Origin of the sequence: Actinomadura sp. RB99 (genome assembly GCF_014706005.1) — a bacterium.
Taxonomy (GTDB): Bacteria; Actinomycetota; Actinomycetes; order Streptosporangiales; family Streptosporangiaceae; genus Spirillospora.
The window spans coordinates 1-24,336 of sequence record NZ_JABMCA010000084.1; the positions used below are offsets into that span (position 1 = coordinate 1).

Genomic DNA, 24,336 nt, shown 5'->3' on the forward strand with positions numbered 1-24,336 from the left:
CCGCCGGCGGCCAGCAGCGCGGCGCCGCCGGCGCCCAACGCGAGGGCCCGGCGCCGCGTCACGGCGCCGGGCCGCGCCCACAGGTCCCGCGGAAGGACGGGACCGCCCCGCCGGGTTCCGGGGGCGTCGTGCCCCTCGTCCTCGGCGGGGCCGTCCTGCGGTGGGCCGTCCTCCATGCGCGCGATCCTATTGAGCCTTCCGTGGAAGCGGTGCCACCGGCGCCGTGTCGCCGTCCGGGGTCACTAGGCGTAGTCGGGGTAGCCGTAGCCGACCACGGTGTCCGTCGAACGCTCCTTGACCTGGACGGAGTTCCCGGTGTTGCCCTCGACGGTCTGGATCGTCCCGTCGCCGTTGTCCTTGATGACCATCCCCACGTGCTGGATGTCGTCGGCGGACTTGCCGCCGCTCCAGGAGAAGAAGACGATCGCGCCGGGCTTGGGCGCGTCGCCCCAGCGGCCGTTGTCCTGGAACCACTGGGCGTGCGCGACGGTCCAGGCGTCGCTGCCGATCTGGTCGGTGAAGCCGAGCTTGTCGCCGATCCAGGAGATGAACATGTCGCACCACTCGGCGTCGCTGTACTCCTGCACGGACCCGCCGTCGCGGGCGACGGTCTCCTTGGCGCGCTCGGTGCCCTCGTACCAGTCGCCGAACTTGGTGTCGCCGTTGCCGTCGGGGCTCGTGCCGACCTGGGAGCGGGCGAGCTCGATGGCGGCCTCGGCGGTCGGGCGGGACTTCTTGGAACGTTCCTTCGGAGCGGCGGCCTTCGGCGCGCTCTCCGCGCTGCGACGGGGCGCCGCCTTGGCGGGCGCCTCGGCCTGGGGCGTCCGGCGCGGGGACACGTGCTTCTGCGGCGCGGGCGCGACGGCCAGGTCGGCCGCGGCGGCCGGCTTGGCGGGCTCCGGCCCGCCGAACGGCAGGACCGACGCCTGCGCGGTGGCCACGGCGGTGCCGAGGACGGCGGCGCCGATGATCACGCCGCCGGTGGTGCGCCAGGCGACGGCGCGCCCGCTCTTGCGGTGCCGGCCGCCCGCCGCCGCGTGGGCGGTCTCGCCGCCGGCGTCCGCTGCCTCGGGCAGGACCTGGGCGGTGATCACCCTGGGCGCCGGGGCGGCCCCGGCCGCGCGGCCCGCCTTCTTCGCGGGGGCCGCGTGGTGCGCGGGGGTCCTTCTGACGGGGGTGATGGGAGTCGTGTCGCTGGTGGGGCTTGCCTTGCGGTGCTTGCCTGCCACGGGGGGATCTCCTTGGCTTCCATGCCGCCTACCGGGTTAGCTGACGGGTTCGGGCGTGGAAGCCGCCCTACGGCCTGCGGGCAGGCCGATTCACCCCGAGGGGACATGGGTGGGTCCCCGGCTCCGTCACCGGCCACGCGGGCACGGGACGGACTCGGCGGTGGCGCGCCCGGGGGCGGGCACGCCGGTTCGGATGGGGGTCCTCTCGGGAGGGGGCGCTGTCGTCGCGCCCGCGGAGAGGCAGAGAAAGAGGGGGCGGGCGCGGCCGTGCGCTCAGCGGACGGCCGCGCCCGGAGAGATTGGTGCCGTTCGGCTAGGAGGCCCGTCCGGGCCCGTCATCCGGCCGCGGCGGGGCGTTCTGCTGAGGGTAGGTGGACAGTGTTCACTCCTTCTTCCAGACGCCTACCGGGTTAGCTGTCGGGTTCGGGCGTGGAAGTGGCCCTACGGCGGCTCTCACCGGTCGTGCCGGAAGAGGCGCACCGATTCACCCCGGGTACCGGAATGTCCGTCCGGAACTGCTCCGGACTCCGGTGAAGGTGGGTCCCCGGTTCCGCGCCGCACGGCGCGGATTCGGCGCTGCCGCTGCGATCCTGTGGGCGTCATGGGGCCCGTGCGCGGGACCCTTTGTCCCGCGTGCGAAAGAGCGGCGCTGATGTTGTGATGGCGGCGGCCCCTTGTCCGGGGGACCGCCCGGGCCGGAGCCCTGTGTGGTCCAGCGTGGCGCGCTCTCAGCGCCATGCACGCTGTCGGCGTGCGCACGGTGGGCCGGGCCGGCCGGGTCTCGGAGAGACCGGTGCGGCACGCTCTCCCGGTGCCGCGGGGCGACGCGTGGATCGTGCCGCCCTGGGGGACGGCGCGTGGGGCGCGCCGCCCGGTCCGCGGCCGCCGTGACGGTGTGCCGCGTGGGGCCGCGGCGTCTGGAGGGCGCCGCGTGACCAGTGCGTCTGGAGGGCGCCTGGGTGGTGACAAGGTACCAAAGCCCCAACAGAAGGCAAACCCCCCCAAAATCAACAACGGACCAGGTCAGCCCTGGTCCGTTGCCGTCGGGGGGAGCGAACGGCCCCCCGCGGGGGGCCGTTCACATGATCGTCAGGGGCGTCCCGCGCCGTAGAAGTTCGACGTGTAGTAGCCCGACAGGGAGCTGATCTTCACCACGTCGCCGGTGTGCGGGGCGTGGATGAACTTCCCGCCGCCGACGTACATGCCGACGTGCGAGAGCCCGCTGAAGAACACCAGGTCACCGGGCTGCAGGTCGCTCTGGGAGACGTGCTTGACGGCCGCCCACTGGGAGTTGGTGGTGCGGGTGATGTTGACGCCCGCGGCCTCCCAGGCCCGCATCGTCAGGCCCGAGCAGTCGTAGGAGCCCGGACCGGTCGCGCCGTAGGAGTACGGCTTGCCGAGCTGGGCGTAGGCGAAGTTGAGCGCCGTCCGGGCCGAGCCGCTGGCCGGGCCGTTGTAGGTGCCGCCCGTCCCGCCGCCGCTCGAACCGCCGCTGGAGGCGCCGCCGCCGGTCTGCTGGACCAGCTTCTTGGCCTCCCGGACCTTCTTGTCGAGGTCCTTCTTGGCCTTGGCGAGCTCGTCGTGCTTGGTCTTGACGTCGTTGTAGGCGCTCTGCGCCTGGGCCTGCTCGCGGCGCAGCCGCTGCGCGGTCGCCAGGAACTGGGTGAGCTGGGAGCTGCGCTGCTCGGAAAGCTGGGTGAAGACCGCCGCTTGGTCGAGGACGGACTGCGGGTCGCCGCTGCCGACGAAGCCGGTGACGTCCGTGGAGTCGCCGTTCTTGTAGGCGTCCGCGGCCATCTGGGCGATCGCCGAGCGCTGCTTGTCGAAGGAGGCCTGCTCTTCCGCCGACGCCTTCTTGGCGGCGGCCAGCTTCTTCTGGGCGATCTTCAGCTTCTCGGTGTTCTGGTTGTACTGCTCGACCTTCTTGTCCATCTCCTCGTTGAGCTGGTCGAGCTTCTTCTGCGCCTGCGCGTGCGTGGGCTTCGGCTTGGCGTGCGCCACCACGGGCGGGAACGCGAAGGACGCGGTCGCCGCCAAGCACGCGGTGACCGCCAGGCGGCGGGTGACCCCTATCCCCGTCGAGCCGGCTCTCCGGTCGCGCGAGCGCGCTGGTTCCCCGATGAGATCGTTGGTCACGGTCCGATTCGCCCCTCTCGTCCACTACGTCAGCGGACGACATTAGCGAGGGGCCACAACCGTCACAACTAATTCGTCACTATCTGATTGACTTCAACCCTATTTGCGCACATTCCGTGTCGGCAAGATCACGGAGCGCACGATCAAGGCGGCGAAATGGTGAGATTCTCCCAATATGTCGGAGTCTTTGCGGGTCACGACCGGCCCAGCCGCCGCAGCAGCAGCGTGGACGGGCAGGGCCGCGCGTTCGCGCGCCGCGCCGCGTCCGCCACCTCCCGGTCGGAGGAGACCACCACCACCGCCCGGCCGTCCGGTTCCGCCCGCACCAGCTCGCCGATCAGCTCGTCGGCCGTCTGCCCCGGCCGGCTGAACAGCACCCGCACCCCGCGCGGCGCGGAGATCGCCACCGGCGCGTCCAGCTCCGCGCCGTCGAACACGCACGTCACCTCGGCGCGCGTCTGCGCCGCGAGCCCGCCGAGCCCCGACAGCAGCCGCGTCCGCTGGTCCGACAGCGGCAGCTCCCCGTAGCCCGTCTTCGTCACGTTGTAGCCGTCCACCACCAGATGCACCTGCGGCAGCGTCAGCAGCCGGTCCAGCAGCTGCGGGTCGCTGTCCGACAGCGCGCGCCCCGGCAGCGTCCGGTGCGCCAGCCGGTCCGGCTCCAGCGCGCCCACCGCGTCCGCCGGCCGCGCGATCGTCGACGGCAGCGCCAGCTCCCGCCGCACCCCCTGCGCCGCGTCCACCAGCGCGTCCAGCAGGAGCCGCAGCCGCATGTCGTCGATGTTGCGGCCCTCCCGCGCCGCCCGCTTGGCCGCCTCCGCCGCGGCCTCCGCCTGCGCCGCCCGCGACCGCAGCTTGCGCAGCTCCTTGTCGGCCGCCGCGGACATCTCGCGCGCGGCCGCCAGCTCCCGGTCCGTCTCCGCCGCGAGCGTCTCCGCCCGCTCCTGCGCCGCCCGGTACCGCGTCCGCGCGTCGTGCAGCTTGCGCCGCAGCTCGGCGACCTCCGCCTTGGTGTCGCGCAGCTCCGCGCGCAGCTTGTCGACCTCCGACGCGCGCGCCGACCGGGCCGCGGCCAGCTCCTCCTTCAGCGCCGCGACGCGCCGCTCGGCGGCCTCCTCCTCCGACGCCGTCGCCGACCGCTCCAGCTCCGCGCGCGCCGCCTCGACCAGCTCCGTCCAGCCGTCCGGGCGCAGCAGGTAGGCCACCACCGCGACCCGCACCGGGTCCGCCGCCGGCGGCACGCGGCCGCCCTCGACCGCCTCGACCAGGTCCGGCTGCGCCTCCCGCAGCGGCTCCGCCACCCGGCCCCGGAAGTCCGGATCCTTCTCCAGCACCGCGGCGATGTGCTGCCCGGCCAGCTTGGCCCGCTTGCGCCGCTCGAACCGCGCGAACCGGCGCAGCGGCACCGGCACCTCGTCCGGCGGCAGCGCGCCAATCAGCTCCGCGGCGGCCTCCACCACGCTCAGCCGGACGGCCTCCGGCAGCGGCCCTGCCAGTCGCCGTCCGGGCTCCGGGCCGCCGGGGCTCGCTTCGGGGCCGCTGTCGATGATCCCGCTCCTTCCGGGCTGCGCCGCCGGTGGGCTGTCTCTTCCCGAGCACCACGCAGCCTAACCAGCACGAACGTGGCATCGGACGGAACGCGCCAAGCTCCCCCTGGACGTCCCCCGCGGCCCCCGCCCGGCGGGACGCGCCGGCGCGCCCCCAACCCTAGCGGCCCGGCCTTCTGTCGGTGGCGTCCTCTACGGTCGCGGGCATGACGGCTGCGCACGAGGTCCAGGGGCAGGTCCGGGCGGTCCAGGGCACCCTGGACGACCTCGGCACCCCCCTGGCGGAGGTCACCTTCGTGGTGGTCGACCTGGAGACCACGGGCGGCTCGGCGGCCGACTCGGCCATCACCGAGATCGGCGCGGTCAAGGTGCGCGGCGGCGTGGAGCTCGGCGAGCTCGGCACCCTCGTCGACCCCGGCGGCCCGATCCCGCCGTTCATCACCGCGCTGACCGGCATCACCACGGCGATGGTCACCGCCGCCCCCCGGATGGACGCGGTGCTCCCCGCGTTCCTGGAGTTCGCCCGCGGCTGCGTGCTCGTCGCGCACAACGCCCCGTTCGACATCGGCTTCCTCAAGGCCGCCTGCGCCGCCCAGGGGTACGCCTGGCCCGCGTTCCCCGTCGTCGACACCGTCGACCTCGCCCGCCGCGTCCTCGGCAAGGACGAGGTGCCCAACTGCAAGCTCGGCACCCTCGCCCGGTTCTTCCGCACCCGCACCGAGCCGACGCACCGCGCCCTCGCCGACGCCCGCGCCACCGTCGAGGTCCTGCACGGCCTCATCGAGCGGCTCGGCTCCTTCGGCGTCACCTCCCTGGAGGAGCTGCGCGGCTTCGCCAAGGCGCCCACCCCCGAGCAGCGCCGCAAGCGCCACCTCGCCGACGACGTGCCGAGCGCGCCCGGCGTCTACCTGTTCGAGGACGCCGCCGGAGAGATCCTCTACGTCGGCAAGAGCGGCGACCTGCGCTCCCGCGTGCGCAGCTACTTCACCGGCTCGGAGACCCGCTGGCGCGTCCGCGAGATGGTCGGCCTCGCCGAGCGCGTCCGCACCATCGTCTGCGCCACCGGCCTGGAAGCCGAGGTCCGCGAGCTGCGGCTCATCGCCGAGCACAAGCCCCGCTACAACCGCCGCTCCAAGTTCCCCGAGCGCGCCATCTGGCTGAAGCTGACCGCCGAGCCGTTCCCGCGGCTGTCGATCGTCCGGGAGTGCCGCGACGACGGCGCCCGGTACCTCGGCCCCATCTCGTCCCGGCGGCAGGCCGAGGAGGCCCGCGCCGCGCTGCACGAGGCCGTCCCGCTGCGCCAGTGCACCCAGCGGCTCACCGTGCGGCTCATCGAGCGCGGCCGCGCCCGCACCTGCGCGCTCGCCGACCTCGGCCGCTGCGGCGCGCCCTGCGACGGCCGCGAGTCGCCCGACGCCTACGCCGTGCACGCCGAGACCGCCCGCGCGATCATGGAGGGCGACGTGCGGCCCGTCGTGGCCGCCGCGCAGGTCCGCATCGACCGGCTCGCGTCCGAGCTGCGGTACGAGGAGGCCGCCGCGCAGCGCGACCGGCTCGCCGCGTTCGTCCGCGCCGCCGCCCGCGGCCAGCGCCTCACCGCGCTCGCCCGGCTCCCCGAACTCGTCGCCGCCCGGCCGGGCTTCGACGGCGGCTGGGAGCTGTCCGTCGTCCGGTACGGGCGGCTCGCCGCGGCGGGGACCGTCCCGCCGCGCGCCCACCCCCGCCCCTACGTCGACGCCCTCATCGCCACCGCCGAGACCGTCTTCCCGCCGGCCGGCGGCGCCCCCGGCGGCGTGGCGCTCGGCGCGCCGCCGTCGTCCGGCGCCACCGCCGAGGAGATGGAGTGCGTGCTGCGCTGGCTCGACCTGCCCGGCGTCCGGCTCGTCGAACTGGACGGCGCCTGGACGTGCCCGGCGCACGGCGCCGAGGGCCTGCGGGCCTGGATCGACAACGCCTACGCGAGCCACGACCCCGAAGCCCGCCAGGGAAGGCGCTGACGGGCCGGGCCGCCCACTAAGGTGACGGTGGACACCCCGCGCCCGGAGAGGACGACCCCGCATGGCCCTGCCTCTCTACGACAGCCAGCCCGCGCGGCGCGTCCCGTGGGTGACGTACCTGCTGGTCGCGGTGAACGTCGTGGTGTTCCTCATGACCCCGATGTCGAACTTCGCCACCTGGTACGGCAAGGGCGCCGTCCGCGAGTGCAAGGCCGCCGAGTTCACCTACCAGTACGGCGCCGTGCCCAAGGAACTGACCACCGGCGACCAGCAGCCGCTGCCGACCGACATCACGAGCCAGTGCGGGCCCGACGGGTACCACAAGGCGCCGTGGACGTCGGCGTTCACCTCGATGTTCCTGCACTCCGGCGCGATGCACCTGCTCGGCAACCTGGTCTTCCTCTTCGTCGTCGGCATGGGCGTCGAGGACCGCCTCGGGCGATGGCGCTTCCTGCTCAGCTACCTCGCGTTCGGGCTCATCGCCGTGTACGGCTTCGCCTGGACCTCGCCCGACTCCACGGTCCCGCTCATCGGCGCGTCCGGCGCGATCGCCGGGGTGATGGGCGCCTACGTGATCCTCAACCCGCGCGGCCGCGTCGTCAGCTACGTGCCGCCGATCATCGTCCTGCGGCTGCCCGTCTGGGTGGTGCTCGGCTACTGGTTCATCCTGCAGTGGCTGTCGCTGGGCGACGAGGAGAGCAGCGTCGCCTACACGGCGCACATCTACGGCTTCTCCGCCGGCGTGCTGTTCGCGCTGCTGGCCCGCCGCGCGGGCCGCACCCGCCGCATCGCGGCGCTCAGCCGCACCTGAGTAGAGTCGGGGGCGTCCGAACTCAGGGGAGGGGCCCAGTGGTCACAGCGATCGTGTTCGTCAAGGCCGACGTCGCGCGCATCCACGAGGTGGCCGAGACGATCGCCGCGCTGGACGGGGTCAGCGAGGTCTACTCGGTCACCGGCGAGCACGACCTGATGGCGATGGTCCGCGTCCGCCGCCACGACGAGCTCAACGACGTGATCCCCGGGCGGGTGAACAAGGTCCCCGGCGTCGTCGGCACCGAGACCCACATCGCGTTCCGCACCTACTCCAAGCACGACCTCGACGCCGCCTTCGCCCTGGGCCTGCCCGACGCCGACTGAGCCGGCGCACCCGTGCGGCCTACGCGGCCGTGATCAGGCTCAGGGAGAGGTCGCCGCAGGGGTGGGCGGTGTGGCCGGGGCGGCCGCGGTAGACGGCGCCCGGAGGCCACGTGGCGGTGTTGGACGCCATCACGCGGCCCGGGGCGTTGACCACGAAGGCGGGCGCGGGGATCTCGCGCAGCACCGGGACGACCTCGTGCTCGAAGGTGCGGGCGAACACGTCCGCGGCGGCGACGCCGGCGAACTCCCCGTCCACGCGGACCGGGGCCGACAGCGTGAGGACGTACTCGTCGCTGCACAGGTAGTCGACGTAGGGGCCGCAGACGGTCTTCTCGGCGCCGCCCTCCGGGCCGGTGAACCAGTCCCAGGCGGTGTAGTCGTACAGGGCGCTGCTCTCGGGGTTCAGGTCGCGCAGCAGCTGGGCCGGGCCGGCGGGGCCGGCCTGCCACCACTCCAGGTACCAGGCGGCGTCGGCGAGCAGCCGGGGCGCGGCGATGAAGCCGAGGCCGCACACCAGCGGGCCGAGCCGGGGGAGCAGCAGGGGGCGCAGGGCGGCGAGGTCGGCGCGGGCCGGGACGCGGCCGGCGCCGCGCACCTCCCGCAGCAGCCGCGCCGAGGCGTCGCGGATCTCGGCGACCGTGCCGAAGACGGCGTCGAGGGTCGCGTGCACGCGGTCCGCCGCCGCACCGGCGGACGGTGGCTCGGGGGGCATGGGGGTCCACCTCGGGTCAGAGGGTGAGCCGTCGGTCAATCAGACGTTCTATCGCATTCGCGACGTGACTTTCAGCGACATCCCGGGCCCGGTCCTCCTCGCCCCGCTCGACGGCGTCGACGATCCGGGCGTGCTGGGCGTGCACGGCCCGGCGGGCGCCCGGCTCGTCGTGGACGGCCCAGATGAGCGGCCCGATGTCGGCCTGCAGCCGGATCTCCTCGCGGGTGAGCCGGACGGACTGGGACGCGGCGGCGATCTCCAGGTGCAGCCGGCCATCCAGCCGGCACATCCGGGGCGCGGCGTCCGGGCGGGTCATCTCGGCGAGGGAGCGGCGCAGCCGGTCGACGTCGCCGGGCAGCGAGCGCCGGGCGGCCAGCCGGGCGGCGGCGCCGGCGATCGCGGCGTAGTGGTCGCCGAGGTCGCGCAGCTCCTCGGCGGACAGCGGGAGGAGCCGCTCGTCGAGGTCGAACGTGCGCGCCGGGGCGCGCACGAAGCTGCCGCCGCCGCGGCCGCGCCGGGTCTCGATCAGCCCCTGCTGACGCAAGGCCATCAGCGCTTCGCGTAGAGTTACCGTCGATATCCCGAGATGTCCGGCGAGATCGGTCTCGCTGGGCAGCTGCTCCCCGTCGTCGAGGAGGCCGAGCGCGATGGCGTCGCCGATCCGCCGGACCACGGCGTCGACCCGGGCGGTGTTGTCGACCGGGGCGAACACGACGAGGCGCGCGCCCTCCGCACCGTCCATGGGCCCCCTCTCCCCGTTGACTCAGTGATACCGGATCGTCACTTGAACTAAAACCTATGACTCCATATGTTTTCGTCCATGCCGGCTACAGCGGTGAGGATCCGCGATCTGCGCAAGACCTTCGGTGCCGTCGAGGCGGTGGCGGGCGTCGACCTCGACATCGGGGACGGCGAGTTCTTCTCGATGCTCGGTCCGTCCGGATCCGGCAAGACCACCGTGCTGCGGCTCATCGCGGGCTTCGAGCGCCCGACGTCCGGGACGGTCGAGCTGGCCGGCCGCGACGTCACGGGCCTCGCCCCGTTCGACCGCGACGTCAACACCGTCTTCCAGGACTACGCGCTGTTCCCGCACCTGGACGTGCTCCGCAACGTCGAGTACGGGCTGAAGGTGCGGCGGGTCCCGAAGGCGAAGCGCCGCGAGCGGGCGCTTGAGGCGCTGCGCAGCGTCCGGCTCGACGGCTTCGAGGCGCGCCGGCCCAGCGAGCTGTCGGGCGGGCAGCGCCAGCGGGTCGCGCTGGCGCGCGCGCTGGTCAACGAGCCGAAGGTGCTGCTGCTGGACGAGCCGCTCGGCGCCCTCGACCTGAAGCTGCGCGAGGAGATGCAGGTCGAGCTGAAGACGATCCAGCGCCGCGCCGGCATCACGTTCGTGTTCGTCACGCACGACCAGGAGGAGGCGCTGACCCTCAGCGACCGCATCGCGGTCCTCGACGGCGGCCGCGTCCAGCAGGTCGGCACGCCCGCCGAGGTGTACGAGCACCCGGCGACCGAGTTCGTGGCCGGCTTCGTCGGCACGACCAACCGGATCGGGGACGTCTGCGTGCGGCCGGAGAAGCTGCACGTGCGCATCCTCGACGGCGGCGACGCCCCCGGCGACGGCGAGGGCGCCGCGCCGGACGGCGGGACGGGCGGGCCGGCGGGGGACCGGCACGCCGAGGGCACCATCGCCGAGGTCGTCTACGCGGGCGCCGTCACGAGGTTCGTGGTGGACCTGGAGTCCGGCGACCGGGTCGTCGCGCTCCGGCAGAACCTCGCGGCCTCCCCGGCGGAGGCGACCCGCCACCGCGGCGCCCGCGTCCGGGTCGGCTGGCAGGCGGCGCACGAGTTCCGGGTCGCCGGTGCCGCACCGAGCACTGAAACCTCCGCGAAAACCCCCAACTAAAGAGGAGTTCCTCATGTGGTCCACGCGCATGGCGCTCGCCGCCGCGGCGGCGCTGGCGATCGGACTGGCCGCCGCCGGCTGCGGCGGCGACTCGGGAGACAAGGCGTCCGGAGCCGGGCAGGGCGGCTTCACGGTCCCGAAGGTCCCGATGCAGAAGTCGCTCGGCCAGGGCGAGGGCCAGGTCAACCTGGTCGCCTGGGCCGGGTACGCCGAGGACGGCTCCAACGAGAAGACGGTCGACTGGGTCCACCCGTTCGAGAAGCAGACCGGCTGCAAGGTCAACACCAAGATCGCCGGCACCTCGGACGAGATGGTCGCGCTGATGAAGACCGGCCAGTACGACACGGTCTCGGCGTCCGGCGACGCGTCGCTGCGGCTCATCGCGTCCGGCAGCGTCGCCCCGGTCAACACCGCGCTCGTGCCGAACTACGCCGACATCTTCGCCGGGCTGAAGAACAAGCCGTGGAACTCGGTGAACAACGTGGCCTACGGCATCCCGCACGGCCGCGGCGCCAACCTGCTGATGTGGCGCACCGACAAGGTGAAGCAGGCCCCCGACTCGTGGGGCGCGGTGTTCGACGCCAACTCCCCGTACAAGGGCAAGGTCACCGCCTACGACTCGCCGATCTACATCGCCGACGCGGCGCTCTACCTGATGTCGGCCCGCCCCGAGCTCGGCATCAAGGACCCGTACGCGCTCGACCAGAAGCAGTTCGACGCGTCCGTGGCGCTGCTGAAGCAGCAGCGGGGCATCATCGGCGAGTACTGGTCCGACTACACCAAGGCCGTCCAGTCGTTCAAGAGCGGCGACACCCTGCTCGGCACGACCTGGCAGGTCATCACGAACTACGTGGAGGCCGCGAAGGCGCCGGTGAAGGCGATCGTGCCGAAGGAGGGCTCGACCGGCTGGTCGGACACCTGGATGGTCGCGGCGAAGGCCAAGCACCCGAACTGCGCCTACCAGTGGATGAACTACATCGTGTCCCCGAAGGCGAACGCGCAGGTCGCCGAGTGGTTCGGTGAGGCCCCGGCGAACGCCAAGGCCTGCCAGGAGACCGCGGACAAGAAGTTCTGCGACACCTTCCACGCCACCGACGAGACGTACTTCTCCAAGGTGCACTTCTGGACGACGCCGATCGCCCAGTGCCTGGACGGCCGCAAGAACGTCAAGTGCGTCGACTACTCCAAGTGGACGCAGGCATGGACGGCGATCAAGGGATGACCGCGTCCCCGGCGGCGTCCACCGCCGGTGAGGCATCCGCCCGCCCGGCGCCGGGTCCCCGGCGCCGGGCGGCGGCGCTGCTGCACCGCCGGCCGGCGCTGCGGCTGTCCCTGCTGCTGTCGGCGCCGCTGGCCTGGCTGGTGGTCGCCTACCTCGGCGCGCTCGCCGCGATCTTCGTCACCGCGTTCTGGTCGGCCGACACCTTCACCGGCGCGGTCGTCCGGCAGTTCACCCTCGCCAACTTCCAGGACCTGTGGAACGAGCCCGTCTACCGGACGATCGCGCTGCGCAGCCTCGGCGTCGCGGCGGCCGTCACCGCCATCGACACCGCCATCGGGTTCCCCATGGCGCTGTACATGGCGAAGGTGGCCCGGCCCCGGTACCGGCCGTACCTCGTCATCGCGATCCTGGCGCCGCTGTGGGCGGCCTACCTCGTCAAGGCGTACGCGTGGCGGGTGATCCTGGCGCACGGCGGCCTCGCCGACGAGGCGCTGAAGCCGTTCGGGCTCTCCAGCCCCGGATACGGCCTCACCGCCACGATCATCGTGCTGGCCTACCTGTGGCTGCCCTACATGATCCTGCCCGTCTACACCGGCCTGGAGCGGCTGCCGGACTCGCTGCTGGACGCCTCCGGCGACCTCGGCGCCCGCCCGTGGCGCACCTTCCGCTCGGTCGTGCTGCCGATGGTGTTCCCGTCCCTGGTCGCCGGGTCGATCTTCACCTTCTCGCTGTCGCTCGGCGACTACATCACCGTCAAGATCGTCGGCGGCCGGAGCCAGCTGCTCGGCAACGTCGTCTACGACAACATCGGCGCCGCCAACAACCTGCCGTTCGCCGCGGCCGTCGCCACGATCCCCGTCGTGGTCATGCTGGTCTACCTCGCCGCGGCCCGCCGCACCGGCGCCCTCAGGGAGCTGTGATGACCCTCTCGCCCGCCGCGCGGACGGCCCTGCGCGCCGTGATGATCCTCGGGCTCGCGGTCGTCTACGTGCCGCTGCTCGTCGTGCTGATCAACTCCGTCAACGCCGACAAGACGTTCGGCTGGCCGCCGACGGACCTCACCGGACGCTGGTGGGCGCACGCGCTCGACAACCCGGGCGCCCGCCAGGCCGTCTGGACGAGCGTCAAGGCCGGCGTCGGCGCCACCGCCGCCGCCATGGTCCTCGGCACCATGGCGGCGTTCGCCGTCGCCCGGTACCGCTTCTTCGGCCGCGAGACCGTCTCGCTGGTGGTGGTGCTGCCGATCGCGCTGCCCGGCATCGTCACCGGCATCGCCCTCAGCAACGCCTTCCAGGTCGTCCTGGAGCCGCTCGGCATCGGCCTCGGCCTGTTCACCGTGATCGTCGGGCACGCCACGTTCTGCGTCGTCACCATCTACAACAACGTGCTGGCCCGGCTGCGCCGCACCGGCACCAGCCTGGAGGAGGCGTCCGCCGACCTCGGCGCCGACACCTTCCAGACGTTCTGGTACGTGACGCTGCCGAACCTGCGCTCGGCGCTGCTCGCCGGCGGGCTGCTGTCCTTCGCGCTGTCCTTCGACGAGATCATCGTGACCACGTTCACCGCGGGCCCCGGCTCCCAGACCCTGCCCATCTGGATCTTCGACAACCTGTTCCGGCCCAACCAGGCCCCGGTCGTCAACGTCCTCGCCGCCGCCCTGATCGTCCTCTCGATCATCCCGATCTACCTCGCCCAACGCCTCTCCAGCGCCAGCCCAGGGGGGCGCCCCCCTGGAACCCCCGTCAGCGGTTGAGAGGCTGTTTCGCGCTCCGCTAGAGCTCCGCGCGAAACAGCCTCTCAACCGCCGGGCAGGCCCGCTGCGCTCGCTGCACTCGCTCCGCGTGCCTGCCCGTGACCGGTGGCTGAGGTTCCACCTGCCGGGGCTGGGGTTCCAGCCGCCGGGGCTGAGGTTCTACCTGGTCGGGGCTGGGGTCGCCCCCTGGGCTTAACGGTGCGCTTGGGAGGTCTCGATCCAGCGGTCCAGGAGGGTGGCGGCGGCGCCGGAGTCGACGGCCTCGGCGGCGCGGTCGCGGGCGGCGGCCAGCGTCGGGGTGAGCTCGTCGGCGGACGGGGCGCCCTCGTAGGCGGTGATCAGCGCCGCCGCGTTCAGCAGGACCATGTCGCGGACGGGCCCCTCCCGGCCGGCGAACGTCTCCCGCGCCACCCGGGCGTTGAAGGACGCGTCGGCGCCGCGCAGGTCCTCCGGGCGCGCCGGGGGGATGCCGAGCGCGGACGGGTCGAAGGTCGTCTGCGTCGCCGTCCCGTCGCGCACCACCCACACGGTCGAGGTGCCGGTGGTGGTCAGCTCGTCCAGGCCGTCGTCGCCGCGGAACACCAGCGACGAGCAGCCCCGCGCGGCGAACACGCCGGCGATCACGCCCGCCATCCGCGGATGGAACACCCCGACCGCCTGCGCCCCCGGCCGCGCCGGGTTCGTCAGGGGGCCGAGGAAGTTGAACACCGTGGGCGTGCCCAGCTCGCTGCGGGTCCGCGAGGCGTACCGCAGCGCCGGGTGGAAGCGCGGCGCGAAGCAGAAGGTGATGCCGGTCTCCGCGACGACCGCCGCCGTCGCCTCCGGGGACAGGTCGATCGCGACGCCGAGGTGCTCCAGCAGGTCCGCGGCGCCGCAGGACGACGACGCGGCCCGGTTGCCGTGCTTGACGACCCGGACGCCGGACGCCGCCGCCACCACCGCCGCCATCGTGGAGATGTTCACCGTGTGGGCGCGGTCGCCGCCGGTGCCGACCAGGTCCGCGATGCGGCCCGGCACGTCCACCGGGGTGGCGTTGTCCATCATGCCGTCGGCGAGGCCGGACACCTCCGCGACGGTCTCGCCCTTGGCGCGCATCGCGACCGCGAACCCCGCGATCTGCGCGTCGGTGGCCTCCCCGGCCATGATCGTGTTCATCGCCCAGGCGGTCTCCTCGCTGGTCAGCGACTCGCCGTCGAGCAGGGCGTTGAGCAGTGCGGGCCAGGTCGTGCGGGCGTCCATCTATCCCCCAGGTGCGGTGGGTCCGGAGGGAGCGCGCCGGGCTCGTCCCGACCCGGCCGGGGTGCGGACCGGGGCGGCGCCCAGAGCCTCCCCGGCGAAACGGTCTTTACAGGGCCGGAAGGCGGTTCTCGAGACGCCAGCGCATGAGGCCGGCGAGCTCCTTCGCCAGCGCCATCGGGTCCAGCGGAAGGCTCACCACGGCGTCGGCGCGCGACCAGGTCGCCAGCCAGCCGTCGTCGCGCCGCCCGATGATCGCCAGCACCGGCGGGCAGTCGTACACCTCGTCCTTGGCCTGCCGGCAGACGCCGAGACCGCCCGCGGGCTGCGCCTCGCCGTCCACGACCAGGACGTCGATGCCGCCCTCGTCGAGCCGCGCCACCACGGCGGGCTGGGTCGCGCGCTCGACGAACTCCACCTGCGGAAGATCGGCGGCGGGGCGTCGCCCGATCGCCATCCGGATCTGTGCGCGGGTGTTCGCGTCGTCGCTGTAGACGAGAACCTTCATCGGGCTCTCCGGGGCGGTGGTGCTCATGACACGGAAGGCTACCGGTTCGTTCCCGCGCGCACGAGATCCAGGTCATGTTTCCCCGCGTCGCGGCCACCGGAAGGCCAGGTGCGGGCAAAGATCGCCGGAGCCCGCGGCACCGTGCCGGAGGCCGGGTGACACGTTCGGGAACTCTAGGAGGGGGGTCATGCGTCACTCACGGGATAGGGGCGCAATAATGCTGCCCGTGACAGCATCCGCGATAGAGACAACACCTCACGCACGGGCGAACCGTCCCAATCTGGTCAGCGTGGGGACGATCGTTTGGCTGTCGTCCGAGCTGATGTTCTTCGCGGCGCTGTTCGCGATGTTCTTCACGATCCGCTCTGTGACGATCGGCCAGTCCGGGCACGACGCCTGGCCGGGCGCACCGCTGAACCTGCCGCTGTCGACGGCCAACACGACCGTGCTGGTGCTGTCGTCGGTGACCTGCCAGTGGGGCGTGTTCAAGGCCGAGGCCGGCAAGGTCGGCCGCGACGGCGGCCTGCTGAACGTCGCCCGCTGGGGCCTGCGCGAGTGGTACGTCCTGTCCTTCCTGATGGGCCTCTACTTCGTGGCGGGACAGGCCTTCGAGTACTACAGCCTGGTCACCAAGGACGGCCTCACGTTCTCCTCGTCGGCCTACGGCTCGGTCTTCTACCTGGCCACCGGTTTCCACGGTCTGCACGTCATCGGCGGCCTGGTCGCGTTCCTGTTCGTCCTCGGCCGGACGTTCGCCGCGAAGCGATGGACGCACGAGCAGGCGACGAGCGCGATCGTCGTGTCCTATTACTGGCACTTCGTCGACGTGGTGTGGATCGGCCTGTTCTCGGTCGTCTACCTGCTCGACCACTGACCCGCTGACCACCCAGACATGACCCGAACGGGGATTTCCGTGAGAAGGATCACCGCATGGCGACGGCGCCCCTGGGCGGGCTACGCCGTCGTGCTGGCGGCCCTGGCGGCGATCGGCGTCATCTACGCCGGTTTCGCGCCGCAGACTGGACGCGCCGAGGCGGAGAGCACGGCCCAGGCGGCGCAGGACCTGAAGAACGGCCAGCAGCTGTTCAACAAGAACTGCGCCAGCTGCCACGGCCTGAACGCCGAGGGCACCAAGGACGCCAAGGGCAAGCCGATCGCGCCGAGTCTGCTCGGGGTTGGGGCGGCCAGCGTCGACTTCCAGGTCAGCACGGGCCGCATGCCCGCGATGAGCCCTGGTGCGCAGTTCCCGCGCAAGACGCCGATCCCCGCCTTCAACACCCAGATCAAGACCGACTACGAGGACGAGGCCAAGCGCAAGGCGGCCGAGCAGCAGAAGGCGCAGGCCGAGAAGAACCTCGCCGACCTGCGGGCCTACATCTCCTCGCTCGGCGGCGGCCCGGAGGTCCCGCCGGCGTCGGCGACCGACCCGACCAAGGGCGACGTGGCGCTCGGCGGCAAGCTGTTCCGCACGAACTGCGCCCAGTGCCACAACTTCACCGGGCAGGGCGGCGCGCTGACGGGCGGCAAGTACGCCCCGCCGCTGTCCAAGAGCGACGTCACGCCCACGCAGATGTACGAGGCGATGCTGACCGGCCCGCAGGCGATGCCGGTGTTCAACGACACCACGCTCACCCCGCAGGACAAGCAGGCGATCATCTCCTACCTGGTGCAGACCCGCGAGCAGCCGAACCCCGGCGGTAACGGCCTCGGCCGCATCGGCCCGGTGTCGGAGGGCCTGGTCGGCTGGCTGGTCGGGCTCGGCCTGCTGGTGATGGCGGCGATGTGGATCACCGCGAAGAAGCCGAAGAAGCTGAAGAAGTCATGAGCGACGAGAACAAGGACACCGCCGGCTCGAAGGAGCCCGGCGAGGGCGGCGGCGCGCACGGGCGCGTGATCGGCACGCCGTCTCCGGCGAGGGACAGGACCCTGCTCGCGCAGGACGACATCTCCGCGCCCGCGGGCGTCGGGGAGGAGCTGGACGAGGCGTCGGCCAAGCGCGCCGAGCGCGTCGTCGCGACGTTCTTCCTGCTGGCGTTCGCCGCCAGCGTGGCGTTCATCGCGTACTACATCGGCTGGAGCGGCCGCAACGGCGGCATGCACGGCGTGACCCGGACGCGCGAGTCCAACTACTGGCTCGGCGGCCTGATGGCGCTGTCGTTCCTCGCGCTGGCCGCGGGCGTCACCATCTGGGTGCGCCGGCTCATGACCAGCAAGCCGATCGTGCAGGAGCGGCACAACCTGCAGGCCGACGAGGAGACCCGCGCGGCCTTCACCCAGGACTTCCTGGAGGGGGCGTCCGACAGCGGCCTGACCAAGCGCCCGCTGCTGCGCCGCACGCTGCTGCTGGCGGCGGCGCCGCTCGGCCTGGCGCCGCTGGTGCTGCTGCGCGACCTCGGCCCGCTGCCGGAGAAGCGGCTGCGCTCCACCTACTGGGGCGAAGCGGTCAAGAAGGCGCAGGCGCAGGGCAAGAAGGGCGTCCGCCTCGTGGTGGACGGCACCAACAAGCCGCTGCGGGTCAGCGACTTCTCCTCGCCCGGCGGGATGATCACCGTCCTGCCCGAGGGCATCGAGGAGGGCGTGCCCGAGGACCAGGTGCTGACGCAGAACGCGAAGGCCGTCACCATCCTGATCAACGTGCCCGAGAACGAGTTCAAGCCCGCCAAGGGACGCGAGAACTGGCACATCAACGGGATCGTGGCGTACTCGAAGGTCTGCACGCACGTCGGCTGCCCGGCCGCGCTCTACGAGCAGACCACGCACCACATCCTGTGCCCGTGCCACCAGTCGACGTTCGACGCGACCGACGCGGCCAAGGTCGTGTTCGGCCCGGCGGCGCGTCCGCTGCCGCAGCTTCCGCTGGCGGTCGAGGACGGCTACATCGTCGCCACGAGCGACTACCACGAGCCGATCGGCCCGAGCTTCTGGGAGCGCGGATGAGCGAGGCGACAGCCGGGGCCACGGCTCCGAAGGCGGTCGAGGGACCGCTCAACTTCATCGACGACCGGCTCGGTTCCACCACCTTCTTCAAGCGGAACATGAAGAAGGTCTTTCCGGACCACTGGTCGTTCATGCTGGGCGAGATCGCCCTGTACTCGTTCATCATCCTGCTGCTGACCGGGACGTTCCTGACGCTCTGGTTCAAGCCGAGCATGAACGAGGTCATCTACAACGGCTCGTACACGCACCTGAAGGGCGTGCAGATGTCGGAGGCGTACGCCTCCACGCTGCACATCAGCTTCGACGTGCGCGGTGGCCTGCTCATGCGGCAGATCCACCACTGGGCGGCGATCCTGTTCATGGCGTCGATCCTGGCGCACATGCTGCGGGTGTTCTTCACCGGCGCCTACCGCAAGCCGCGCGAGCTGAACTACCTCATCGGCATCAGCATGTTCGTCCTCGGCATGCTGGAGGGCCTGTTCGGGTACTCGCTGCCGGACGACCTGCTGTCCGGCACGGGCCTGCGCATCACCCAGGGCGTGCTCGAGGCGATCCCGCTGGTCGGCACGTACGGCTACATGTTCCTGTTCGGCGGGGAGTTCCCCGGCCAGGACATCGTGCCGCGCCTGTACATGCTGCACATCCTGCTGATCCCCGGCCTGATCCTGGGCCTGGTGACCGCGCACATGATGATCATGTGGGTGCAGAAGCACACCGCGATGCCGGTGAAGAACCAGACCGAGCAGCAGGTGTACGGCTACCCGTTCTACCCGGTCTTCATGGCCAAGACGGGCGCGTACTTCCTGTTCACCTTCGGTGTCATCGCGCTGCTCGGCGCGTTCGCGCAGATCAACCCGATCTGGCTGTTCGGACCGTACGATCCGGGCGCCATCTCCGCGGGCTCCCAGCCGGACTGGTACATGGGCGTCCTGGAGGGCGCGCTGCGCATCATGCCGAACTGGGAGGTCAGCGCCTGGGGCCACACGGTCAGCTTCAACGTGCTGATACCGGCGACGATCCCGCTCGGCATCGTCTTCGGCGGCGCGATGGCCTGGCCGTTCGTCGAGCAGTGGGTCACCGGGGACAAGCGGCACCACCACGTCAACACCCGTCCGCGCAACGCCCCGATCCGCACCGCCACCGGCGTCGCGGCGGTCACGTTCTACGGGCTGCTGTGGCTGGCGGGCGCGAACGACGTCCTGGCCGACAAGTTCGACCTCTCCCTGTACGCCACGACCTGGTTCTTCCGGGTGACGATCTTCGTCGGGCCGTTCCTGGCCTTCATCATCACCAAGCGGATCTGCCTGGGGCTGCAGCGCAAGGACGCGGACGTCGTCGGGCACGGCGTCGAGTCGGGCGTCATCCTCATGTCGCCGGAGGGCCGGTTCTCCGAGCGGCACGAGCCGGCGCGCGAGGAGCAGCGGGCGGTCCTGCTGTCGAAGGAGAACACCCGTCCGGAGGCGCCGCAGCGCGACGCCAACGGCATCCCGGCCGCGAAGGGCCCGCTCGGGCACCTGCGGTCGCGGCTGAACCGGGCGTGGACCTTCGACGACATCCCCGTCGAGGAGCACGAGCACGGCGAGCACGCGGAGATCGAGGGCGGCAAGCAGTCGCACGAGATCAGCCACTGATCGCGGAGCCCGATCGAGGGGCCCGGCACCGGACGACGGTGCCGGGCCCTTCGCTTTGCCCGGCCCCTGCCTGCCCGGCCGCCGCCCGGCGCGCGCCGATGTGCGCGCTGCGCGGCGTTCCGGCTGCTCCGGGGCGGTGCGGGGTCCGTATCCTGGCCGACGATGACCAAGACCCTGGTGGTGACCAACGACTTCCCGCCCCGTCCCGGCGGGATCCAGGCGTTCGTGCACGGCCTCGCCGTCCGGCGCCCGCCCGGCTCGGTGGTGGTGTACGCGCCGGCGTGGAAGGGGGCGGCGGCGTTCGACGCGGTGCAGCCGTTCGACGTCGTGCGGCATCCCGGGTCGCTGATGCTGCCGGAGCCGGGCGTGCTGTGCCGCGCGTCCGCGCTGATGCGCGCGGAGCGCTGCGACTCGGTGGTGTTCGGCGCGGCGGCGCCGCTGGGGCTGCTCGCGCCGGCACTGCGGCGGCGCGGGGCGGAGCGGATCGTCGGGATCACGCACGGGCATGAGGCGGGCTGGGCGTCGCTGCCGGTCGCGCGGTCGCTGCTGCGCCGCATCGGAGACGACGTGGACGCCCTCACCTACCTGGGTGAGTACACGCGGTCGCGGATGGCGCGCGCGCTGTCCCCGGCCGGTGCCGCGCGGATGGCGCGGCTCGCGCCGGGCGTCGACGAGACGCTCTTCCGCGCCGGAGCCGGCGGCGCGGAGATCAGGGCGCGGCACGGCCTGGCGGACCGGCCCGTCGCGGTGTGCGTGTCCCGGCTGGTGCCCCGCAAGGGGCAGGACGCCCTGATCCGGGCGTGGCCGCGGGTGCTGGCGACGGTCCCCGACGCGGCGCTCCTGCTCGTCGGCGGCGGCCCGTACCGCGCGGAGCTGGAGCGGCTCGCGGCGTCCGAGGGCGTGGCCGGGTCGGTCGTGCTCACCGGAAGCGTGCCGTGGGAGGAGCTGCCCGCCCACTACGACGCCGGGGACGTCTTCGCGATGCCCTGCCGGACGCGCCGCCGCGGCCTGGACGTCGAAGGGCTCGGCATCGTCTACCTGGAGGCGTCGGCGACGGGCCTGCCGGTCGTCGCGGGCGACTCCGGCGGCGCCCCCGACGCCGTCCTCGACGGCGAGACGGGCGTGGTGGTGCCCGGCCGGTCGGTGCCGCGGGTCGCGGACGCGGTCGCGGGCCTGCTCGCGGACCCGGAGCGGGCCGCGGCGATGGGCCGCGCGGGCCGCGCGTGGGTGGAGCGGGAGTGGCGCTGGGAGGTGCAGGCGGCCCGCCTGGACGCCCTGCTGCACGGCTGACCCGGCGGATGTGGCGCCGCGGTCACGGCCCCGGACCGGTGCGCGGCCAGAAGCATACGGCCGCCGCGTATCGCACGCCCCGTGCCGGGTGACAGGATGCGCAGTATGGAGAACGCGGACATCGAGGATGTGTGGGCACGGGTTCCCGGCGAGACCGCGCGGTGGCTGCACGACCTGGATCCCGACCACTGCTACTCGGGGTTCGAGCCGCCCCGCAACCCCGACTCCGCCTGGCTCTTGCACGCGATGTACGCGTGGGAGGAGGGCCTGGTCACCACGACGCACGACGACGTCCACCAGTCGGTGCTGGGCGCGGGGCTGGTGGAGCCGCCCGACCCGGCCGGGGAGGCGCCGGGCGACGTGGGCGACCTGCTGGAGGGCGCGATCGTCACCGGCACCGAGCTCGGCCGCAGCGGCGACCCCGGCGCGGGCTGGCGGCGGCTGCGCTGGCGGGAGCTGGCGCGCGGGTTCGGCGAGCCCGCGGTGCCGGAGGGGGAGCTGCCCGGCAACCGCTGCCTGCGGCAGGGACATCCGGCGGGGAGCTGGTCGGCGGCCATCCGGCCGCCCGCGGAGGGCTGCCTGGACCGGGAGAGCTGGCACCGGCTGGTCGGGGTGCTGCTGCGGCACAGCCCGGCCGGCGCCGCCACCCGCTGCCTGGCCTACTACTGCCCGCTCGTCACCGCGGACTGGGACGACGAGACGGTCCTGGCGGGCCGGCTGGGCGACGCGGCCCGGCTGTACGACCACCCGGCGATGACGAGCTGCCCGTCCGACCTGTGGGCGGAGGACCGCTCCTGGGTCGTGTACTGCGACTGGGACCTGTGGGGCACGAAGGTCGTCGGCCCGACCTCGCTCGTCCAGGCGCTGCTGGACGACCCCGAGCTGGAGGCCGTCCGCCTGCCCTGGACCCGCTAGCCGCGCACGGTCCCGGGACGGGGCCCCGCCCCCGCGCCGTAGGCGGGGCCCGTCCCGGGACCGGCGGGTCGAGGGGGGCCGTGCCCGTGCTCCGGAGACCGGTTCCACGCGCACGCCCCTGCCGAGGTGGGTGCGATCCTGCGCCGGCCGGTCCAGCGCCCGGTGGGGGAGGACCTGGAGACGGGCGCGCCGCGAAGGGCCGGCCCGCGGGGCCGGATCGGTGCCGCGTGGACGGGTCCCGGGGGCACGGCCCCGGTTCGACGACCGGACGCCCGGGAGTGGTGGGCCTTCCGGCTGCGGGGAGGAGCGGTCCCGGTGAAGCGCTGCGCCATCTCGGGGCCCTCCCGCCGCTGTGCGTGCACGGTCATCGACGTCCCCGACGCTAGGCCGCGGGACGCCCGCCGGCACGCCCGTTAAAGCGGACTTAAGGGGTGGATTACTCATGGCTAATTCATCGGCCAGGTTCGGCCTCAAAACGGTCGTTACTCCCCATGTCCATTTCCGGCTCCCATTGAGATGATCTCCATTCGGGGGCTGGGGGAGGGGAGCGCGGATGCGATCGCGGAGCGTCGGCGTGCTCGCGGTGCTGGTGGCGGTGGCCCTCGCCGGCGGGCTCGTCGCGGCCTGGCGGCTGCGCGGCGGGCGCGGCGCCGGGACGCCGGAGGAGATCGCGGCGGACTACTTCGCCGCCTGGCGGCGCGGGGCGCTGGACGACATGCGCGACCTCGTCGCCGACCCGCCCGGCGACTTCGCCCGGCAGTACCGGGCGCTGTCGCGCGGCCTCACGGTCACCTCGATCATGGTCGAACCGCGCCCGGTGGTGCGGACCGGCCCCGGCGCGGCGCACGCCGACTTCACCGTCACCCGCACGCTCGCCGGGCACGGCGAGTGGTCGTTCGGGGCGGTGCTGCGCCTCGGCCGCGTGGACGGGCGGTGGCGGGTGCTGTGGACGCCCGCGACCCTCTACCCCGGCCTGAAGGGCAGGGGGACGTGGTCGCTCGCCCAGGTGCGGCTGCCCGCCGTCACGCTCGTCGCCCGCGACGGCAAGGCGCTGCCCGACACCGGGCTCCTCGCGCCCTACCTGGCCGAACTCGTCGACGACCTGACGCCGGAGGGCTACGACGAGGCCAGGTGGGTCATCGAGATGCGCGACGGCGACGGGCCGCCGCAGCGGGTGAAGGTGCTCGGCGGCGCGCCGGGCAGGAGGATCCGCACGACCCTGGACCGGCGGTGGCAGACGGCCGCCGAGAAGGCCGTCCGCTCCGTGCCCAAGGCGGCGGCGATCGTCGCGCTGCGGCCGTCCACCGGCGAGGTGCTGGCCGTCGCGGACGCCCTCGGCGGGCTCGGCGCGTTCGCCGGCCTCTACCCGCCGGGCTCGACGTTCAAGGTCGTCACGGCGGGCGGGCTGGTCGCGGACGGGGCGGGGCCGGGCACGCCCGCCGACTGCCCGGCGTCCGTCGTCACCGCGCAGCGGACGATCCGCAACGACGAGGGCCACGAGCTGGGGCGCACGACGCTGAGCGGCGCGTTCGCCGCGTCCTGCAACACCACGTTCGCGCGCCTCGGCGTCGAGAGCCTGGGCGCCGGCAAGCTCGCCGCGAGCGCCCGCAGGTTCGGGTTCGAGACGAGGTTCTCGCCCGGGGTGCGGATGCTGGAGGGCGGCTTCCCTGGCGTGCAGAGCGGCGCGGAGCTGGCGGAGGCGGCGATCGGGCAGGGCCGCGTCCAGGCGAGCCCGCTGCTGATGGCGAGCGTCGCGGCGGCCGTCGCGGACGGATCGTGGCGGCCGCCGCGGCTGGTGGCGGCGAAGCTGGTTCGCGAGAGCGGCGGCGACACGCCGGACCCGCACCCGATCCCCGGGGCCGCCGCGCTGCGGTCGATGATGCGGGCGGTGGTCACCGGCGGCACCGCCGCGGGCGCCGGCCTGCCGGACGGCACGGCGGGCAAGACGGGGACCGCCGAGTACTCCGACGACGGCTCGGCGCACGCCTGGTTCATCGGATACCGCGGCGACCTGGCGTTCTCGGTGTTCGTCCAGGACGGCGGGTCCGGGCCGAGGACGGCCGCGCCGCTCGCCGCGGCGTTCCTGCGCTGACCGGCCGGAAAATGGCGCGGAACGGCTGAACCCCCGCCGTTCCGCGCGCGTACTCCCACGATGAGCGGAACGGCCGCGAAGACGGCTTGAACCG

The 24,336-nt window shown here is 73.1% G+C and carries 21 protein-coding genes and 2 riboswitches; of the genes, 14 read left to right on the plus strand and 7 right to left on the minus strand.

From position 1 onward, the window contains the following. Positions 1-242: 242 nt before the first annotated feature. From amrb99_RS42445 to amrb99_RS42455, 3 genes are all read right to left on the minus strand, one after another. Positions 243-1,229, minus strand: a complete 987-nt coding sequence (locus amrb99_RS42445) for a CHAP domain-containing protein (RefSeq protein ID WP_347257097.1) — start codon at positions 1,227-1,229, stop codon at positions 243-245. Between the two features lie 10 nt (positions 1,230-1,239). Beyond that, positions 1,240-1,399, minus strand: a riboswitch (cyclic di-AMP (ydaO/yuaA leader). A gap of 214 nt (positions 1,400-1,613) precedes the next feature. Continuing rightward, positions 1,614-1,815, minus strand: a riboswitch (cyclic di-AMP (ydaO/yuaA leader). Between the two features lie 503 nt (positions 1,816-2,318). Beyond that, on the minus strand, positions 2,319-3,365 hold the full coding sequence (locus amrb99_RS42450; RefSeq protein WP_347257098.1) for a C40 family peptidase: 1,047 nt from the start codon (positions 3,363-3,365) through the stop codon (positions 2,319-2,321). A gap of 194 nt (positions 3,366-3,559) precedes the next feature. Next, positions 3,560-4,822 carry an NYN domain-containing protein gene (locus amrb99_RS42455; protein ID WP_347257099.1) on the minus strand — a complete coding sequence of 421 codons (1,263 nt, stop codon included), beginning with the start codon at positions 4,820-4,822 and terminating at the stop codon, positions 3,560-3,562. Positions 4,823-5,118: 296 nt separating this feature from the next. On the opposite strand from amrb99_RS42455, the gene amrb99_RS42460 reads away from it, so the two are divergent. The 3 genes from amrb99_RS42460 (at position 5,119) to amrb99_RS42470 (ending at position 8,046) form a co-directional block, all read left to right on the plus strand. Next, a complete protein-coding gene (locus amrb99_RS42460) occupies positions 5,119-6,909 on the plus strand; it encodes a DEDD exonuclease domain-containing protein (RefSeq protein ID WP_190867316.1) in 1,791 nt (596 codons plus the stop codon). A 61-nt stretch (positions 6,910-6,970) separates the two neighbouring features. Continuing rightward, a complete protein-coding gene (locus amrb99_RS42465) occupies positions 6,971-7,720 on the plus strand; it encodes a rhomboid family intramembrane serine protease (RefSeq protein WP_190867319.1) in 750 nt (249 codons plus the stop codon). A 38-nt stretch (positions 7,721-7,758) separates the two neighbouring features. Beyond that, entirely contained in the window at positions 7,759-8,046 is a 288-nt protein-coding gene (locus amrb99_RS42470; protein ID WP_151544422.1) for an Lrp/AsnC ligand binding domain-containing protein, read from the plus strand. Positions 8,047-8,065: 19 nt separating this feature from the next. Here amrb99_RS42470 and amrb99_RS42475 read toward each other — a convergent pair whose 3' ends face one another. Further along, on the minus strand, positions 8,066-8,758 hold the full coding sequence (locus tag amrb99_RS42475; protein WP_190867320.1) for a cache domain-containing protein: 693 nt from the start codon (positions 8,756-8,758) through the stop codon (positions 8,066-8,068). A 16-nt stretch (positions 8,759-8,774) separates the two neighbouring features. Continuing rightward, positions 8,775-9,500 (minus strand): FCD domain-containing protein, encoded by a 726-nt coding sequence (locus tag amrb99_RS42480; protein ID WP_190867322.1) that lies wholly within the window; start codon positions 9,498-9,500, stop codon positions 8,775-8,777. 78 nt (positions 9,501-9,578) lie between these two features. Between amrb99_RS42480 and amrb99_RS42485 the strand changes: the two genes are divergently transcribed. The 4 genes from amrb99_RS42485 to amrb99_RS42500 are packed head-to-tail and all read left to right on the plus strand — an operon-like array spanning position 9,579 to position 13,633. Beyond that, positions 9,579-10,658, plus strand: a complete 1,080-nt coding sequence (locus amrb99_RS42485) for an ABC transporter ATP-binding protein (RefSeq protein ID WP_190867324.1) — start codon at positions 9,579-9,581, stop codon at positions 10,656-10,658. A 13-nt stretch (positions 10,659-10,671) separates the two neighbouring features. After that, the gene (locus amrb99_RS42490) at positions 10,672-11,880 is read left to right on the plus strand and encodes an ABC transporter substrate-binding protein (protein ID WP_190867326.1); all 1,209 of its coding nucleotides are present in this window, start codon (positions 10,672-10,674) and stop codon (positions 11,878-11,880) included. After that, complete coding sequence (locus amrb99_RS42495) at positions 11,859-12,800, plus strand: ABC transporter permease (protein WP_241756465.1); 942 nt, start codon at positions 11,859-11,861, stop codon at positions 12,798-12,800. The genes amrb99_RS42490 and amrb99_RS42495 overlap by 22 nt, the downstream gene beginning before the upstream one ends. Continuing rightward, entirely contained in the window at positions 12,800-13,633 is an 834-nt protein-coding gene (locus tag amrb99_RS42500) for an ABC transporter permease (RefSeq protein WP_190867328.1), read from the plus strand. Before amrb99_RS42495 ends, amrb99_RS42500 begins: the two co-directional genes overlap by 1 nt. Positions 13,634-13,825: 192 nt before the next feature. On the opposite strand, the gene trpD is transcribed toward amrb99_RS42500, so the two are convergent. Both trpD and amrb99_RS42510 read right to left on the minus strand, forming a co-directional pair. After that, positions 13,826-14,872 (minus strand): anthranilate phosphoribosyltransferase, encoded by a 1,047-nt coding sequence (gene trpD / locus amrb99_RS42505; protein WP_190867331.1) that lies wholly within the window; start codon positions 14,870-14,872, stop codon positions 13,826-13,828. A 106-nt stretch (positions 14,873-14,978) separates the two neighbouring features. Next, positions 14,979-15,404 (minus strand): response regulator transcription factor, encoded by a 426-nt coding sequence (locus amrb99_RS42510; protein WP_151544428.1) that lies wholly within the window; start codon positions 15,402-15,404, stop codon positions 14,979-14,981. 190 nt (positions 15,405-15,594) lie between these two features. Between amrb99_RS42510 and amrb99_RS42515 the strand changes: the two genes are divergently transcribed. From amrb99_RS42515 to amrb99_RS42545, 7 genes are all read left to right on the plus strand, one after another. Next, complete coding sequence (locus tag amrb99_RS42515; RefSeq protein WP_194737671.1) at positions 15,595-16,251, plus strand: heme-copper oxidase subunit III; 657 nt, start codon at positions 15,595-15,597, stop codon at positions 16,249-16,251. 39 nt (positions 16,252-16,290) lie between these two features. Next, entirely contained in the window at positions 16,291-17,202 is a 912-nt protein-coding gene (locus amrb99_RS42520) for a c-type cytochrome (protein ID WP_190867333.1), read from the plus strand. Next, on the plus strand, positions 17,199-18,314 hold the full coding sequence (locus tag amrb99_RS42525) for a Rieske 2Fe-2S domain-containing protein (protein ID WP_190867335.1): 1,116 nt from the start codon (positions 17,199-17,201) through the stop codon (positions 18,312-18,314). Before amrb99_RS42520 ends, amrb99_RS42525 begins: the two co-directional genes overlap by 4 nt. Next, positions 18,311-19,945 (plus strand): ubiquinol-cytochrome c reductase cytochrome b subunit, encoded by a 1,635-nt coding sequence (locus amrb99_RS42530; protein ID WP_190867337.1) that lies wholly within the window; start codon positions 18,311-18,313, stop codon positions 19,943-19,945. The genes amrb99_RS42525 and amrb99_RS42530 overlap by 4 nt, the downstream gene beginning before the upstream one ends. A gap of 162 nt (positions 19,946-20,107) precedes the next feature. After that, complete coding sequence (locus amrb99_RS42535; RefSeq protein WP_190867339.1) at positions 20,108-21,235, plus strand: glycosyltransferase family 4 protein; 1,128 nt, start codon at positions 20,108-20,110, stop codon at positions 21,233-21,235. A 105-nt stretch (positions 21,236-21,340) separates the two neighbouring features. Further along, on the plus strand, positions 21,341-22,150 hold the full coding sequence (locus amrb99_RS42540; RefSeq protein WP_190867341.1) for a hypothetical protein: 810 nt from the start codon (positions 21,341-21,343) through the stop codon (positions 22,148-22,150). Between the two features lie 553 nt (positions 22,151-22,703). Continuing rightward, on the plus strand, positions 22,704-24,242 hold the full coding sequence (locus amrb99_RS42545; RefSeq protein ID WP_190867343.1) for a penicillin-binding transpeptidase domain-containing protein: 1,539 nt from the start codon (positions 22,704-22,706) through the stop codon (positions 24,240-24,242). Positions 24,243-24,336: the final 94 nt, after the last annotated feature.

Bases quoted from the DNA above. Each gene is read 5' to 3' on its own strand.
- amrb99_RS42460 (WP_190867316.1), top strand. From the start codon at position 5,119: ATGACGGCTGCGCACGAGGTCCAGGGGCAGGTCCGGGCGGTCCAGGGC.
- amrb99_RS42465 (WP_190867319.1), top strand. From the start codon at position 6,971: ATGGCCCTGCCTCTCTACGACAGCCAGCCCGCGCGGCGCGTCCCGTGG.
- amrb99_RS42475 (WP_190867320.1), bottom strand. From the start codon at position 8,758: ATGCCCCCCGAGCCACCGTCCGCCGGTGCGGCGGCGGACCGCGTGCAC.
- amrb99_RS42480 (WP_190867322.1), bottom strand. From the start codon at position 9,500: ATGGACGGTGCGGAGGGCGCGCGCCTCGTCGTGTTCGCCCCGGTCGAC.
- amrb99_RS42485 (WP_190867324.1), top strand. From the start codon at position 9,579: ATGCCGGCTACAGCGGTGAGGATCCGCGATCTGCGCAAGACCTTCGGT.
- amrb99_RS42490 (WP_190867326.1), top strand. From the start codon at position 10,672: ATGTGGTCCACGCGCATGGCGCTCGCCGCCGCGGCGGCGCTGGCGATC.
- amrb99_RS42495 (WP_241756465.1), top strand. From the start codon at position 11,859: ATGGACGGCGATCAAGGGATGACCGCGTCCCCGGCGGCGTCCACCGCC.
- amrb99_RS42500 (WP_190867328.1), top strand. From the start codon at position 12,800: ATGACCCTCTCGCCCGCCGCGCGGACGGCCCTGCGCGCCGTGATGATC.
- trpD (WP_190867331.1), bottom strand. From the start codon at position 14,872: ATGGACGCCCGCACGACCTGGCCCGCACTGCTCAACGCCCTGCTCGAC.
- amrb99_RS42510 (WP_151544428.1), bottom strand. From the start codon at position 15,404: ATGAGCACCACCGCCCCGGAGAGCCCGATGAAGGTTCTCGTCTACAGC.
- amrb99_RS42515 (WP_194737671.1), top strand. From the start codon at position 15,595: ATGCTGCCCGTGACAGCATCCGCGATAGAGACAACACCTCACGCACGG.
- amrb99_RS42525 (WP_190867335.1), top strand. From the start codon at position 17,199: ATGAGCGACGAGAACAAGGACACCGCCGGCTCGAAGGAGCCCGGCGAG.
- amrb99_RS42530 (WP_190867337.1), top strand. From the start codon at position 18,311: ATGAGCGAGGCGACAGCCGGGGCCACGGCTCCGAAGGCGGTCGAGGGA.
- amrb99_RS42535 (WP_190867339.1), top strand. From the start codon at position 20,108: ATGACCAAGACCCTGGTGGTGACCAACGACTTCCCGCCCCGTCCCGGC.
- amrb99_RS42540 (WP_190867341.1), top strand. From the start codon at position 21,341: ATGGAGAACGCGGACATCGAGGATGTGTGGGCACGGGTTCCCGGCGAG.
- amrb99_RS42545 (WP_190867343.1), top strand. From the start codon at position 22,704: ATGCGATCGCGGAGCGTCGGCGTGCTCGCGGTGCTGGTGGCGGTGGCC.